Here is a 15,559-nt window from a genome sequence, read left to right as displayed (position 1 = left end):
AAACATGAAGTCCCGGTAATTGTGGTCACGGGTAAAATTGGTGAAGGAATCGAAGGTCTGTACGATATTGGTGTCAGCGCGGTCTACTCCATTGTGAATAGACCCATGGCGTTGAAGGAGGCAATGGATCAGGCCCCTGGGCTAATTCAGGACTGTGCCAAAAATATAATGTTGACTATAAAATGTTTTAACAAATCTTAAGGGCCAAAGATTTACAATGGAATTAAAATGGGTATCGAACTAAATAAAAAATCGTCAAGAGCAAGTATTGTAATGCTGGGATGCTTTGATACCAAAGGGGAGGATTTTGGGTATCTATATAGCTGTTTAATCAATCAAGGAGTAAAGGTAATTGCCATAAATACGGGTGTTATGGGCTCTACCGACCTGTTTCCAGTAGATTTTGAGGCCGAAGAGGTCGCCAAAAGAGGAGGTGTTACGATCGCTAGGTTACGGGAACAAAAAGATCGTGGTAGTGCCATTGAAATTATGGGACAGGGTTCGGCAGGTATTATCGAAGATCTTTTATCCCAGAATAAGGTAAATGCCGCCATTGGCATGGGTGGCGGGGGCGGTACCTTTATAGCCCTTAAAGCCATGCAGGTTTTACCATTTGGATATCCAAAATTATGTATTAGCACTCTGGCAACAAAAGACCTTTCCGCACACATAGGAAGTAAGGATATTACCCTAATGCCATCCATTGTGGATGTGGCCGGACTGAATAGTATCAGTAAAGTAGTGATGCATCAAGGGGCTGCCGCCATTGTTGGAATGATGCAAGCTTCTGGATCGGATTATCATGGGCGGAAACATTCCATAGCCATCAGTGTATTTGGCAATACCTCCCTTTGTGTGGACAAATGTTCGGAATTATTGAAAGACAAAGGCTATGAGGTTATGGCTTTCCATTCTGTAGGGGTGGGGGGAAAGACCATGGAAGGATTAACATTGGACGGATGTTTTGATGCCATTTTGGATATAACCACTACGGAGCTTGCCGATGAACTTTGCGGAGGAATATGCAGCGCAGGACCGGAGCGGTTAACAGCTGCTTCACAAATAGGAATCCCCCAAGTTGTTGTGCCCGGATGTTTGGATATGGTAAATTTTGGTGCGTTGGACACCGTTCCCGAAAAATATAAAAACCGCCAATTATTTAGCTGGGCGCCGGATGTAACCCTTATGAGAACCAACAAAGAAGAGAACAGAATACTGGGCAGGACCATTGCAGAAAAAATCAATAGATCTAAAGCTCCGGTAACCGTATTGCTTCCCATGGGAGGGGTATCCAAAATTGGTGGAATCGGGGAAGTATTTCACAATCCTGAAATAGACCAGGAATTGTTCAATGCGATTAAAGGCCACACTAATAAAAATATTGAAATAAAAGAAGTTCCTTCAAATATAAATACCGAGGATTTTGCGGTACAGGCAGTGAAATCCTTATTGGATATTATTAAAAAATAAGGGGGCGCAGAAATATAATTTATAGTACCCCAATTAAAAATTAAAAGAAAATAAATAATCTAAACAAGAACAATTATGCCCAATCCATGGACAGGGAAAGGAAACCCTTACACAAAACAAGAAGTACGAGATAGATTACAAGCTGTGGTTAATCAAAAAAAGGCCATTATTGCAGCCGGTGCCGGTACGGGGATCAGTGCTAAATTTATAGAGAAAGGTGGAGCGGATCTAATAATAATATACAATTCCGGCAGGTTTAGAATGTCCGGCCACGGTTCAACCGCAGGTATGATGGCCTACGGCGATGCCAATGCCGTAGCCATGGAAATTGGAGAATTCGAGGTACTTCCAGTGGTGGAAGAAATCCCTGTAATATGTGGGGTACACGGTAGTGATCCACGTAGAAGAATGTGGCACTTTCTGGGAAAAGTAAAGGATATGGGATTCTCGGGAGTAAACAATTTCCCTACACATTCCATTATAGACGGCCATTTCAGAAATGTACTGGAAGAAACGGGAATGAGTTTTCAAAAAGAAGTGGATATGATAGAATTGGCCACTAAAATGGACCTGTTTTCGGTAGTTTATGTTGGAAAACCGGAAGAGGCAGTTCAAATGGCCGATGTGGGTGCCGATGCCATAATTGCCCATGTAGGGACAACGGTTGGGGGATCTATTGGGGTTACCAGTGCCACCGCATCCATGGACAATGCTCTGGAGCGTACCCAGAAAATTGTCGATGCCGTAAAAAAATCAAATCCCGATACCTTCCTTCTCGCCCATGGCGGACCTATCAACACCCCGGCCGATGTAAAATATGTTTTGGAGCACTGCAAGGGTCTACATGGTTTTGTAGGGGCATCCTCCTTGGAAAGAATGGGAATAGAGCAATCATTGACCAATCTGACAAGGGAATTTAAGGCACTAACCCTATAGTAAATTTATGGAGAGGAATTGGAAATTTGTAAAGGAAAAGGACCAAATGTTCGAAAAGGCTTTTGGACGGATACATCATTGGCATTATCATCCTGAAATAATAAAACAGGCAGACTCCTATATGGTGAAGGTGGTAGTACCTGAAGGAGGGGGGCATAATTTTCACGTTCACCCGGAAATGCATGAAATCCTTTACATTTTAAAAGGTACTGCCGAACAATGGATAGAGGATGAGATGCAGATTTTGGAGGAAGGCGACTCGGTCTATATCGGTGCCAATGTAGCGCATGGCACTTTTAACGCCGGAGAAGGCGAATTGGAATTTTTGGCCGTTCTATCCCCACCGGAAGGATGGGAGGCAGGTACGGTGGACGTAAGTGAAAATACCCCCTATTCGGAATATCGCCCAAGAATCTGATATTTTATCATATGCCCAGGTACAAAGGGCCATTATATTGGAACTGACAAGAGTAATCTATAATATTAAAATTTTAAAAATGAAAAAAATATCTGCTTACATTTCATTGATCTTTAGTGGAATGGTCATTTTAACTGGCTGTTCAGGAGAAAAGGAACCACCACCCCCATTGACCTACACTGGAGAAAGCCCAAGGGTCCAGAACCCGCTAAGCCCCGAAGATTCCCAAAAACATATACAGCTCCCAGAAGGCTTTAGTGCAAAATTATTTGCCTCGGAGCCCAATATTATCAACCCTATAGCATTTACCTGGGATGAAAGGGGCCGACTTTGGGTGGTACAGTCCCAGGACTATCCCCATGGACTGGCCAATGATGTTGGGGGGGATAGGATAACTATCTGTGAAGATACCAATGGAGATGGCAGGGCAGATAAATTTACCGATTATGCCACCGAGCAAAATCTAACAACGGGAATCACCTTGGTAAAAGGTGGGGCCATTGTGTCCCAAGCTCCCAATATGGTCTTCTTGGAAGATAACGATGGGGACGATAAAATGGACAAGAGCACTGTTTTGTTCGAAGGTTTTGGAACCTGGGACACCCATGCAGGACCATCCAACCTGCGCTATGGAGTGGATAACATGATATGGGGTTCGGTTGGATATTCGGGCTTTGAAAATCAGTTTCAGGGCAAGCCTGTGGAATTCAAGATGGGCGTTTACAAATTCGCCAAGGATGGTTCCTATTTTGAACCTGTAGGGCAATTCAACAACAACACCTGGGGACTTGGTTTTAACGAGAATTTTGAAATATTTGGTTCAACAGCCAATAATAATCACTGTTGTTATGTAGGGATACCTTTAAAACATTATGATTATTTAAACAAAATGCCGTCTTGGGCGGTCAATGCCGATTTTATCCAGGGCCACTATGAAATTACCTCCGTAGATACCATTCCCTTGCAACAAGTTGATGTCCGTGGAGGTTATACGGCAGCTGCCGGGGCCAATTTTTATACGGCCAGAAATTATCCGGAGGCCTACCAAAATCAGATGTATGTTTGCGAGCCTACCGGCCATCTGGTACATATTGCCAAAATAATCAAGGATGGGGCAGGGTACAAAGAGGTTGATGGGGGCAATATTTTTGCCAGTACGGATGCCTGGACAGCACCTGTTTTTGCAGAGACCGGCCCTGATGGAAATATTTGGGTCGCAGACTGGTACAATCCTGTAATACAGCATAATCCCGATAAACGCGGAATGGACAATCAGATCTGGAACGCCGAGAAAGGTGAAGGTAATGCCCATAAAAATAAGTTGCGCGATTACGGACATGGTAGAATATATATTATAACCCATGAGGACGGGGATGATTCGGAAATCACCACTTTGGATCCGAATAACGATCAAGAACTTTTGGAGGCCTTGCAAAGCGACAATATGTTTTGGAGGACCACTGCACAGCGCCTAATAGTAGAGAACAAAAAGGTGTCATTAATCCCGGATTTGATCAATATGGCCGGAAACAATGAAACCCAGGATAAAACTGGACTCAATGCAGCGGCATTACATGCCCTATGGACCTTGGATGGCTTGGGCGCACTCAATGGTTCCAATGCAGAAGCCAACGAAGTGGTAACAAAAGCATTGAACAGTAGTTCCTATGCCGTAAAACGGGCTGCACTGGCCTTATTGCCTTCGACCAAAGAGAGTAGCGAAAGCCTGGCGCAATCAGGTCTTTTAAGTAGTTCCGATGCACAGGTCAAGCTCGCCGCGGTACTCCGTGCAGGGGAATTGCCGGAATCGAATGCCCTATATACGGAAATGGAAAAATTGTCCAATGACGGTGCAACTACCTCGGACAAATGGCTCAATGCCGCTATAAAAATTTATTTCAGGGAAATGAATTTCCAAGAGGTAGACCCTTCCTCTGTGGTCATGATAATACCGTCGGCCGAAGAGAAAAAATCCACATGGAATTACACAACTGATAAGCCCGCGGATAACTGGATGAAATCGGAATTTGATGCTTCCGAGTGGAAAAAGGGAGTCGCCAAGTTTGGAGGCGATAATATGAAGCAGGTGAATACCAAATGGAGCAGCTCCGATATCTGGATGCGGAAAGAAGTAGTAGTCTCCGATGAAATTTTGGAACCAGTAGTCAAGATAGCCCATGACGACGATTATGAAATTTATGTCAATGGTCAACTTTTGATATCGGAAACCGGTTCCAGCGAGTCCTACAAATACATAAAACTGGACAAGGAGAAAGGAGAACTATTCAAGAAGGGCAAAAATCTAATTGCCGTTCACTGTGTTAATACCGGAGGAAATCAGCACATTGACATGGGTATTGGCAAGGTGGGGAAAATTAAGGCCGATGTTACTTTTGTGCTCAATACCGTAAATCAGGAAATGGCCTTTGATAAAAAGACACTTCACGCCACGGCAGGTCAGACAGTGGAGATCGTTTTGAACAATAAAGATCAGATGTCGCATAACTTGGTCGTCATCCAACCCGGAAGTTTGGATACTTTTGGAGCCATGGTTGATGATTTCCTTAAGAATCCCGCAGCAGAAAAGATGGGCTACGTTCCAAAATCAAGATATGTCTTGGGAGCAACAGAAATGTTGACACCAGGGGTTACAGGGTCTGTAACTTTTAAACTTCCGGATACTCCGGGAACCTATCCCTTTGTCTGTACCTTTCCCGGCCATTGGCGAATGATGCAGGGGGTAATTGTAGTAACTGCTCCCGAATCATAAGTTTACTGGTTACCCTAGAAAATATAGTGGTTTATACTGGGCTTAGGAAATAAATAATTTTTAATCTGAAACAATAAATAAAATGAAAAAAATTGGAATTATAGTAATGTTTTTTGCCATTGTTCTTAATGGTCGAGCACAAGATGGAAATTACATATCCAAGAAAAAAAACGCCCCAAAAGTGACCATAATGGGGGGAGGTGCTTCTTCCCACGATTTCTTAAAATTATTCGGAATCGCTGATGGCAAAATCATTAGCAATAAAGGTAAATATTCAGTTAGGTATACTGAAGACTCCAAAGAATTGAGTACACTTTTATCAAATTCCGATGTACTCATGTTGACCAACAACCGTCCGTTAGAGCAAAATGCTAAAATCAAGATTTTCGATGAAATAAACGCAGGCAGATTGAACCTATTGATCAATCATCCGAGTACGTGGTATAATTGGAAGGATTGGCCAGAGTATAATCAAAAGTTGGTTGGCGGAGGAGCCACATCACATGAAGAACTTCAAGAATTTGAGGTAAACGTAATTAAACCCAACCACCCTTTAATGAAAGGAGTTCCCACCAAATTTAGAATTATTGATGAATTATATCGTTGGGAGAAAGATCCAGAAGCAGAGATAGAAGTATTAGCTGTAGGTCGTGGATTAAATTCCGGTAAAGAATACCCCATCGTTTGGATTGTTAAACATCCAACGGCAAAAATTGTGGGCAATACTTTAGGGCATGATGAAAGAGCACATGGCCATAAGGCTTATCAAACGATTTTAAGAAATAGTGTGAAGTGGGTAAAACATTAATGCCTGCAACCAAATTTGCACTTTTTTAATTTGGCTTGTGGCGCTCCATCATCAAGGATGATAATTATGGGTAAGAGGCCCGTTCATGTGGGTTTCTTGCTCATAAATTTTGAGTAGGTTTTCTTAGTTTAGGTATGAAATAGTCGTTAAGGTCACCGCTTTTGGTTTTACCAATAGTATCTGGCTATGGTGAATAGCTTTCTATACAGAAAAAAAAATGTATAGTAAAAGCATATAACAATTCGCAGGTAATAACAGGCTGTTATATATTACATACGATTGTTTTTAGTTATCCATTTAAATAGGAGGGTACTATGGACATAAGAGTGGATTAATACACGCAAAATGTATTAGGTTGATAGCCTAAAGTATTTTTAAATAATTCTTTCTATACGATTTAGGGTTTGTTCCAGTGATTTCTTTAAATTTTCGATTAAAATTTGATAAGGTTTGATAACCACAGTCAAATGCAATATCTAAAATAGCCTGATTGTTGCTCTTTAACAATTTACAGGCCATACTAATTCTTAATTCTGCTATGAATTCGGTAAAAGATTTATTGGTTCTTGATTTAAAATACCTACTGAAGGAGTTGGGAGCCATGTTGGCCAAACTAGCAACGTCGCCTAATCTAATTTCTCTCTTATAGTTATTTAAAATATAACTGTGTATAAGTTGCATTCGTTTTGAATCTGAATCGGAAACTCTGTTAATATAACCTTGTTTGTTAATGATATGTAGTTCCTTTGATTTTGAAAGTAAATGCAATATTAGAAGGAGTGACAACACTTTTTCAAAATCTTGTTGATGAAGCATTTTTTTTACGATTTTACGTATAGTTTGTTTCGTATTCCCCTTAACCTCAACACCTCTGTCCGCGGATTGCAATAACTTTTTAATTCTTGCCATCTCATCCTTGTTTAAAAAAATAGGACCCATAAAGTCAAGGGAAAAATAGGTTACGATGACTTTTGTGCTTAAACCTTTTTTTTCAAAATATTTATCATCACTTCTCCAAACATGAGGTAGGTTTGCTCCGGTTAGGACCATATCATCCGAATCAAATTGGCTAATATTGTCTCCTACATATCGTGTCCCTGTGCCTTCAAATACGCAGGCTAGTTGATATTCAGGGTGGAAGTGCCAAGTAGGGTCGAAATGTGGCTCAATAAGTTGTTTTATCTTTAGGCATTTTGTTGTAGGAATTGGGAATTTGCTAACCGCTGATTTCATAATGTTACAAGATTAGAAAATTTTTAATAAAAGGGGAAATAATGAAGAAGGATTTCGGGTTTTATTGCCGGATGATAATTTTTGCTGGGAAATCAATTATTTCATAACCAAACATTTTTGTTGTTGTAGTGTATTGGTTCAGAAGGTTCTAGAAAAACAAAAAAGTATTAGTTAAACATATAAGGTAGGGCGTAAAAAGCAGCCATAAAGTTAGGGTTGGTAAATTAACGATATCTATGTATAATAGGCAATATGGCTGTTAATGTCAAGGACTTCCGCCCATTTACCTTCTTCCCGTTGTTATTGGTACACATACGACGTAAAAACGTCCACCTTGGTTTTCGACTAGGGATTGGTTTTTTTCAAGAGCTTAAGTTTTTAAGCAATTTCAAATAAAATCTATTGAAGTGAAATAACCTTAAAAATTTGTGAGTTGGATTTTTACGTATCTTAAACCGCTTAAAAAAGAATTAAGTAGGAAATAACATCCTTATTATTCCCCATTGCCAAAATGGGCAATAGGATAACATCAATTTTGTAATTCTTGAGGCGTTGGATACCAAAGCTACTCTTAATTCTTAAGCGCAATTCAACACAATAGTCGTATCTGTCCGCTAGAGCGGTAAATTAAAGTTATTGCTTGGTCTTGAGTAGTTTAAAAAGACTTGGGCTCCTTTAAGGGTGTTATCGGTTAATAATGATTTAGGGGTCTAATCACGTGCAAAAACGACATCGATTGTCTGTTCGGTTACAACTATCCCTAAAGAATGGAAAGGCTAATTTTATATAATTATAGGTTTAATTTTTTGTTAAACTGTAAAAGCAGTTATAGCTATACATTTCCTTTAAAATAAGTAATATAATTATAATATTTCAACAAGAGACTATTCTCCATTGAGGTTGTAAAATTATAAGTGTCCAGTATTTGATTATAACAAATTGCCAATGTTTAATCCAATAAAAAGCTAAGAAGAATGGTGAATTTGTTTATTGAAATTGAAAAGTAAAAATAGAACGGCTTCCATTTTTGCACCCATTTTTTCGGTAAGGATTTTAAATGCCCGGGTAATATGACCTTCTACGGTTTTTATGGAGATATTAAGATATTCGGAAATTTCGGTATGGGTAAGGCCTTCCTTTTTATTCATTAAAAATATTTCCCTGCATTTTGCCGGTAAATTCTCGATCTCGGCATTCATCAATTTTATTAAGTTATCCAATTCAGTCGGTTCTATATCTACGATCAAATCGATGGCCTCAAAATATTTTTTCTCCAAATAAATTACAGGTTTATTTTTTCTGTATTGATTAATAAACTCATTGTAGACAGATTTATATAAATAACTCTTTATAGATAATTTGGGATTAATATTCTTTCTATTGGTCCATATCGTGACAAAGACATTTTGGACAATGTCTTCGGCCAAGGCATGGTCGTGGCATAAGGATTGGGCATAACCGCACAAACTTTGGTAATAAAAACCCATTAAGAAATCGTAGGCTTTTGAATCCCCTGAAATTAATCTTTGAGCTAAAAAAAAATTTCTTTTACCGTCCATTTAAAATATTTTATTCTCTAAATAATTATGTAATAATAGTAAATATTGAATAAAAATCACAAAAAATAGAGGGGTATTAAAATTTTGAACGTATTAAGTAAATAAGTGTTAAAGTTCAAATGGCCGAAATAAATAAATTAATAGTTAAGTTTTTAAATCAAGAAGCAAATCATTCCGAGTTGGAAAAATTGGAAAATCAACTTAAGAATGAGGAGGGCATACGAATCTTTAATAATTATGTTAAAACACAGTACCTAAGTACACTTTCGATGACAAAATACGATGTTGAAAAGGCCAAGGAGACCATAAAAACTAGGTTAAAAAAGGATAAACTGACAAGAAGGGTAAACCTATATAAGAAAATCGCTGTTGCGGCTTCCATTATGCTTATGTTTGGCATGGCCTTTTACATGATATATAACAACGGACATGTAAAACCAATTGAACCTGAAAAACAACCCCACTTAATTGTGACCGGTACCGATAAGGCCATCCTTACCCTTGAGAACGGGGATGAAGTGGCACTTGAAAAAGGGAAAAAATATCAAACGGGGAAGGTTAGCAGCAATGGTGAAGAATTGGTATATACGGATAAAGGGCAAAGTGATATTGCTGAAAAGGGGCAATTGTACAATTATTTGACTATTCCCAGAGGAGGCCAGTTCTTCGTTAAATTATCGGATGGTACAGAAGTTTGGTTGAATTCAGAAACTAAGTTAAAGTATCCGGTAAAATTTATAGAGGGCATCAGCCGAAATGTGGAATTACTATATGGGGAGGCTTATTTTAAGGTTTCGCCAAGTACTGCGCACAAAGGAGCAGCCTTTCATGTGCTTGCAAAATCCCAGGAAATTGATGTTTTGGGTACGGAATTTAACGTTAAGGCTTATAATGATGACACGATAATGGCCACAACTTTGGTTGAAGGAAAAATTAAAATTAAAAAAGGAGCAGTTAGTGAAACTCTTGTGCCCAACCAACAGGCTACTATTAACTATGAAAATGATAATATAGATATTGAAGAAATTGATGTATCCCAGGAAATTTCGTGGATCAACGGATTGTTTTCTTTTAATGAAAAACCCTTAAGTGAAATAATGTTGGTTCTGTCAAGATGGTATGATACCGAGGTTGTTTTTACAAATTCGCAAAAAAAGAAGTTTGTTTTTACAGGAATATTGGAAAGAACCGAGACGGTAGATGATATTTTAAAGTTAATAGAGGCCACGAGCGAGGGCCAGATAAAATTTGAAATCAACGATAAAACAATTATTATTAAATAAAAAAAAGGAAAAGGCCAGCACCTTCCACAGCAATGGCCTTTTTCCAAGTAGATTAATTAAAACAATGTTTAACTAAACCATTACAAATTTATGAAATTTAAATTAACCAAACGACCACCTTGTCCTTGGGGCAAAGTTCTTTTACACTTTTTTATGAAATCCATTATATTTCTATTTTGTTCGATTTCATTTGCACTCAGTTCCCTAAATGGCGAGGCCCAAAATGCGGAGATTATTATTGATGCGGATATGACCTTAACGATTAAACAGGCCTTCCGATTAATCAATAAGCAAACGGATTATAAGTTTGTTTATAGGCACGATCTTGTAAAGGTTGCTCCAGATATAGATCTTAAAAAGGGAGTGATTAAAGCTGGGGAACTTCTGGATAAATGTTTATCCCCTATAAGGTTTACGTACAATTTTACGGATGGGGGAACCATTATTGTAAAAAGGAAGCAGGCGGAAGCAGTCAATACCGGCCAAACTAAGTTGAAAGATCAAAATATGCAATATCAAGTAAACGGTACCATTACCGATAAGGAAGGAATTCCTTTACCTGGTGCCAACATACTTGAGAAAGGTACGACCAATGGTACACAGGCAGATTTTGATGGTAATTTTTCTATTAAACTGGATAAAGAGGACGCCACTTTGGTAATTTCCTATATAGGGTTTGCTTCAAAAGAAGTGAGCGTCAATGGTCAGGAAAATCTAAATATTATATTGGAGGAAAGCGCCGCCGGTTTGGATGAGGTTGTCGTTGTAGGATATGGAGTTTTAAAACAGAAAGAAGTTACAAGTGCAATTGTAAGTGTTAAAGAAGGAAGCTTTAACCGGGGAAATTTAAATAGCGCAGAACAATTGCTGTCAGGTAAAGTAGCTGGATTAACTGTTTCAAAACAAGGAGGTAGCCCCCAACAAGGGTCAACAATTCGATTAAGGGGATTAACAACTTTTGGAGCAAACACGCAACCGTTAATTGTAATTGATGGTGTAATTGGAGGTAGTTTAAATAATGTGGATCCTAATGACATATCTTCGATCGATGTGCTTAAAGATGCTTCGGCAGGTGCCATTTATGGTACACGTGGAAGTTCTGGAGTAATCATTATTACAACTAAATCCGGCAATACACAACGTAGAGCACAACTAGATATCAATGCTTATACAGTTTTGGAAGATATATCCAAACTTCCTAAAACTGCTTCGGTAGATGATTTTTTGGCTAATGGAGGACAACAATATGGTTCTAGTACAGATTGGATGGATGAAGTAACCAGAACTGCCGTTACTAACGTTTATAATGTAGCTTTTTCCAATAATTCTGAGGGAACTTCGTATAGGGCTTCAGTAAATTTTAGAGATATTGAGGGGATTATAAAAGATCAAGATCAAACAGTTTTAAATACGAGACTCAATATTTCACAAAAATTATTTGATGACCGATTAAAGTTAACGGGAATAATGTCTTTTTCAAGGGAAAATTTTGACCTAGTTGATGAATCTGCTTTGCGTCAGGCTTTGCTTTGGAACCCTACAGCTCCAGTTTTTGAAAATAGATCTTCAGCAGAATTAGGAAGAGATCCTGATTTATTTGGAGGCTACTTTGAAACTCAAGAGCAAGATGTTTTTAATCCTGTGGCTATGAATGCATTAAACACTAGGGTGCGCAAGGATAAGCAATCATTAATAAACTTTAAGGCAGATTTTGAAGTAATTGATAATTTGACCTTGTCAGCAAATTACTCATACCAAGTTTCAAGTAGACTTGATGGATTTTATAGTACTTCCGGATCAATAACTGGTGGAGGTAGAGGGTTACAGGCTGGACAACAAGTTGATGGTAGAGCGGAACGTTTTTCGTCCGACGATAGTGATCAACTCTATGAGATTACAGCCACATATAGCAATACTGTAGGTGAATTAAATTATACTGTACTTGGAGGATATGGTTATCAGGAACAAGTCTCTGAAGAATTTTGGGCTACAAATACAGGCTTTATAACCGACGGCATTTTATGGAATAATCTAGGTCTTGGTTTAGGCTTATCCAATGATGGAGGTGCTATAGCTAGATTAGGTTCTAATAAATCAGAAAGTTTGTTGACGTCATATTTTGGACGTGCTAATTTCAGTTATCAAGGGACCTATAATTTATCAGCTAGCATACGTAGGGAAGCATCGTCTAGATTTGGAGCTAATAATCGTTGGGGTAATTTTTGGGCTGTTAGTGGTAGTGCCAATCTAGATGATATTTTTGAGATAGAGAATATTGATGTTTTAAAATTAAGAGTGGGCTATGGTGTTACAGGTAATACCCCTATACAACGCTATGCCTTTCAAGAGATTTTAGGTGCTAATCCAAACAATCTTGGTTACGTAAATGGCGATTATATTCCAGCCGTTGAGCCAACTTCAAATCCTAATCCAGATTTAAAATGGGAAGAAAAGGGAGAATTTAATGTTGGGGTGGATTTTTCAACCTTTAAAGGAAGACTATCAGGATCTTTAGATTATTTTAATAGAACAACTTCTGATCTTTTAAATACAATAGATGTTCCAAGTCCACCTAACTTATTTCCAAGAACTTTGGTGAATTTAGGGAAATTGGAAACCAATGGTTTCGAAGCGCAAGTTAATTTGGCCCTAATAGATAAAGAGGATTTTACTTGGGATTTTGGAGTTATTTTTGACACTAATAAATCAAAACTGGCAAAATTCAACAACTTGGAATCCTCAGAATTTTTAACTGAAAATTTGGGGACCCCTGGATTTAATAACCTTTTGGCAACACGTGTAAAAGAAGGGGATGTTATCGGTAATATTATGGCACCTAGGTTTTCGAGATTTGATGAAAATAACAAGGCACTTGTTTTTACAGCAGATGGAAACGAGGTTTTAGCGGCAAATGCTTCTCCTGATGATTTTGTGGTAGCCGGTAATGGACTTCCTGATTTTAGCTTAAGTTTAAACAATACTTTTACCTATAAAGACTTTGATTTAAATTTTTTATGGCGAGGTGTCTTTGGTCATAGTCTAGCCAATTTACCTGCATCAAAATTAGGACACCCTGTAAGAGCTCCTCAATTTAGATACATTATTGGTGATTTTTTTAATCCAGATGATACAGACGATAGTGCTTGGCATACAGAGTTTGTAGAAAAAGCGTCCTTTTTACGATTGGATAACATAACCTTGGGATATAACGTAGACGTTGAGAAACTAGGTGCAATCTCTAAATTTCGATTGTATGCCACGGGCAATAATTTAATCACTGTTACAAGCTATTCGGGAGTGGATCCTGAACCACGTTTTTCCGGAATTTCGGGAATTTTAGCTCCTGGCTATGATAGGCTATCAAATTATTTCCCAACACGCTCATTCTCATTGGGAGTTAACATCATTTTTTAAACCAAGGAAAATCAAATAATATATACTATGAAAAATCGAATATATATTCTTTTACTGTTGTCAGTATTTACCTATCAATCATGTAGTGACTTAGAAGCTGAAGTTTTTTCAGAAATAACACCAGAAACTTTTTATCAAAGTGATGTACAATTGGCTGCGGCAGCATCTTCAGCCTATACACCGCTATATGGTTATTGGGGAAGTTTTGAGGAGCAGGACGCTACTACAGATCAAACAACTTGTCCGATTAGGGTAAATGGTGGCTGGAATGACGGTGGGTTATGGCCACGACTTATGCGTCACGAATTTATAGAAACGGATGGTTTATGGAATGGAGAGTGGAATCGTTATTTTGGAGGTGTAGCATCATGTAACCGCTTAATTGAAATTTTTTCGGCCAATATAGGTGATGATGCCCCAATTATATCGGAGTTAAGAGCTTTACGGGCATTCTATTATTTTAAATTACTTGATCTTTTTGGCAATATTCCCATAGAAACCCGCTTTGCAGAAGCAGACCCAGCACCTTTGCAATCATCGCCCGCTGAGGTATTCGCATTTATTGAAACAGAATTGTTAGAGAGTATTCCAGGTCTTACAGAAGAAAAAAACATTGCGACCTATGGAAAGGTAAATAAATGGGTAGCTTACACAGTATTGGCTGATTTATACATTAATGCAGAACGTTTTGGTGCTGAAGCCCATTACTCGGAAGCAGCTAATGCAGCCAATGAGATAATTAATAGTGGTAAATATTCGTTGGAACCGGGATACTTCAAGAATTTTAGAGTGGATAATGAAAATTCAAATGAGAATATCTTTATAATCGCTTATGATAAGAATAAAGCACAAGGTTTAAATATATATTCCAGTTCATTACATCAATCTGCTAGGCCTACATTTAATTTAGTTGGTCAACCGTGGGGTGGTTTTAGCATTCAAGAAGATTTTTACAAAGCCTTTGAAGAAAATGACAAGAGGCGCGGTATGTTTATTGTTGGGCAACAATATACATCGGCTGCCGGTCCAACTTGGACTGATACTGATGGGTTTGCGTATGCTAACCCTAAAGCTGAATTTGAATTGATAGATTGCACCGAAGATTTCAATAGGGCACTTCCAGAAGAATTGGCTGAGAAGCCAATAGATTGTAATATTTTCATAACTCCGGAAATTTCCTTGACCACTGCAAGGGGCATAGCCTATTATAAGGAAGGTGCAAGATATGGCAAATATGAAATTGAAATGAATTCAGGTAATAGGAATTACTCCAATGATTTTGCTATTTATCGCTTTGCTCATGTATTGCTAATGCGTGCTGAAGGCTTATGGAGATCTGACGCAGGAAATGCCGAAGCCTTAAATTTAGTGAACCAGATAAGAGGCAGGGTGGGCTTGGATCCATTAAGTGTTCTTACCGAAGATGATTTATATTGGGAACTTAAGAAGGAATTGGCTATGGAAAATCACGCAAGACCAATTACAATTCGTTTTGGACATTGGGAAGATTCATGGTTTCTAAAAGAAGCAAATCCAGGAGAGACCCACAAACGTTTTTACCCAATACCTCAATTGCAACTGCAATCTAATGTTAATTTAAAACAAAATCCTGGATATTAATTTTTATGACAAGTTTTGAAATGATTTAATTATAATGGGTAGAAAGGA

At 38.4% G+C, this 15,559-nt stretch carries 11 protein-coding genes; 9 read left to right on the top strand and 2 right to left on the bottom strand.

Features of this window, described 5'->3' with window-relative positions; all coding sequences use genetic code 11:
* The 6 genes from C7972_RS19975 to C7972_RS19950 form a co-directional block, all read left to right on the top strand.
* A partial coding sequence (locus C7972_RS19975) for a glycerate kinase (protein ID WP_146216358.1) occupies positions 1 to 201 on the top strand: 201 nt, incomplete at its 5' end.
* 27 nt (positions 202 to 228) lie between these two features.
* The gene (locus tag C7972_RS19970) at positions 229 to 1,470 is read left to right on the top strand and encodes a Tm-1-like ATP-binding domain-containing protein (protein WP_110357937.1); all 1,242 of its coding nucleotides are present in this window, start codon (positions 229 to 231) and stop codon (positions 1,468 to 1,470) included.
* 75 nt (positions 1,471 to 1,545) lie between these two features.
* A complete protein-coding gene (locus C7972_RS19965; protein WP_110357936.1) occupies positions 1,546 to 2,406 on the top strand; it encodes a phosphoenolpyruvate hydrolase family protein in 861 nt (286 codons plus the stop codon).
* Positions 2,407 to 2,413: 7 nt separating this feature from the next.
* Entirely contained in the window at positions 2,414 to 2,824 is a 411-nt protein-coding gene (locus tag C7972_RS19960) for a cupin domain-containing protein (protein WP_110357935.1), read from the top strand.
* A 79-nt stretch (positions 2,825 to 2,903) separates the two neighbouring features.
* Positions 2,904 to 5,594, top strand: coding sequence for a PVC-type heme-binding CxxCH protein (locus C7972_RS19955; RefSeq protein WP_110357934.1), 2,691 nt, complete (start codon positions 2,904 to 2,906; stop codon positions 5,592 to 5,594).
* Between the two features lie 82 nt (positions 5,595 to 5,676).
* Positions 5,677 to 6,402, top strand: coding sequence for a ThuA domain-containing protein (locus C7972_RS19950; RefSeq protein WP_110357933.1), 726 nt, complete (start codon positions 5,677 to 5,679; stop codon positions 6,400 to 6,402).
* A 363-nt stretch (positions 6,403 to 6,765) separates the two neighbouring features.
* Here C7972_RS19950 and C7972_RS19945 read toward each other — a convergent pair whose 3' ends face one another.
* Entirely contained in the window at positions 6,766 to 7,635 is an 870-nt protein-coding gene (locus C7972_RS19945) for an AraC family transcriptional regulator (RefSeq protein ID WP_110357932.1), read from the bottom strand.
* A 965-nt stretch (positions 7,636 to 8,600) separates the two neighbouring features.
* The gene (locus C7972_RS19940; protein WP_110357931.1) at positions 8,601 to 9,194 is read right to left on the bottom strand and encodes an RNA polymerase sigma factor; all 594 of its coding nucleotides are present in this window, start codon (positions 9,192 to 9,194) and stop codon (positions 8,601 to 8,603) included.
* A gap of 119 nt (positions 9,195 to 9,313) precedes the next feature.
* Between C7972_RS19940 and C7972_RS19935 the strand changes: the two genes are divergently transcribed.
* The 3 genes from C7972_RS19935 (at position 9,314) to C7972_RS19925 (ending at position 15,511) form a co-directional block, all read left to right on the top strand.
* Positions 9,314 to 10,477 (top strand): FecR family protein, encoded by a 1,164-nt coding sequence (locus tag C7972_RS19935; RefSeq protein ID WP_110357930.1) that lies wholly within the window; start codon positions 9,314 to 9,316, stop codon positions 10,475 to 10,477.
* A gap of 90 nt (positions 10,478 to 10,567) precedes the next feature.
* A complete protein-coding gene (locus C7972_RS19930; RefSeq protein ID WP_110357929.1) occupies positions 10,568 to 13,891 on the top strand; it encodes a SusC/RagA family TonB-linked outer membrane protein in 3,324 nt (1,107 codons plus the stop codon).
* A 27-nt stretch (positions 13,892 to 13,918) separates the two neighbouring features.
* Complete coding sequence (locus C7972_RS19925; RefSeq protein ID WP_110357928.1) at positions 13,919 to 15,511, top strand: RagB/SusD family nutrient uptake outer membrane protein; 1,593 nt, start codon at positions 13,919 to 13,921, stop codon at positions 15,509 to 15,511.
* Positions 15,512 to 15,559: the final 48 nt, after the last annotated feature.

It is taken from the genome of Arenibacter sp. ARW7G5Y1, assembly GCF_003201775.1.
Taxonomy (GTDB): Bacteria; Bacteroidota; Bacteroidia; order Flavobacteriales; family Flavobacteriaceae; genus Arenibacter.
This window is presented reverse-complemented; position numbering and strand designations above follow the sequence as displayed.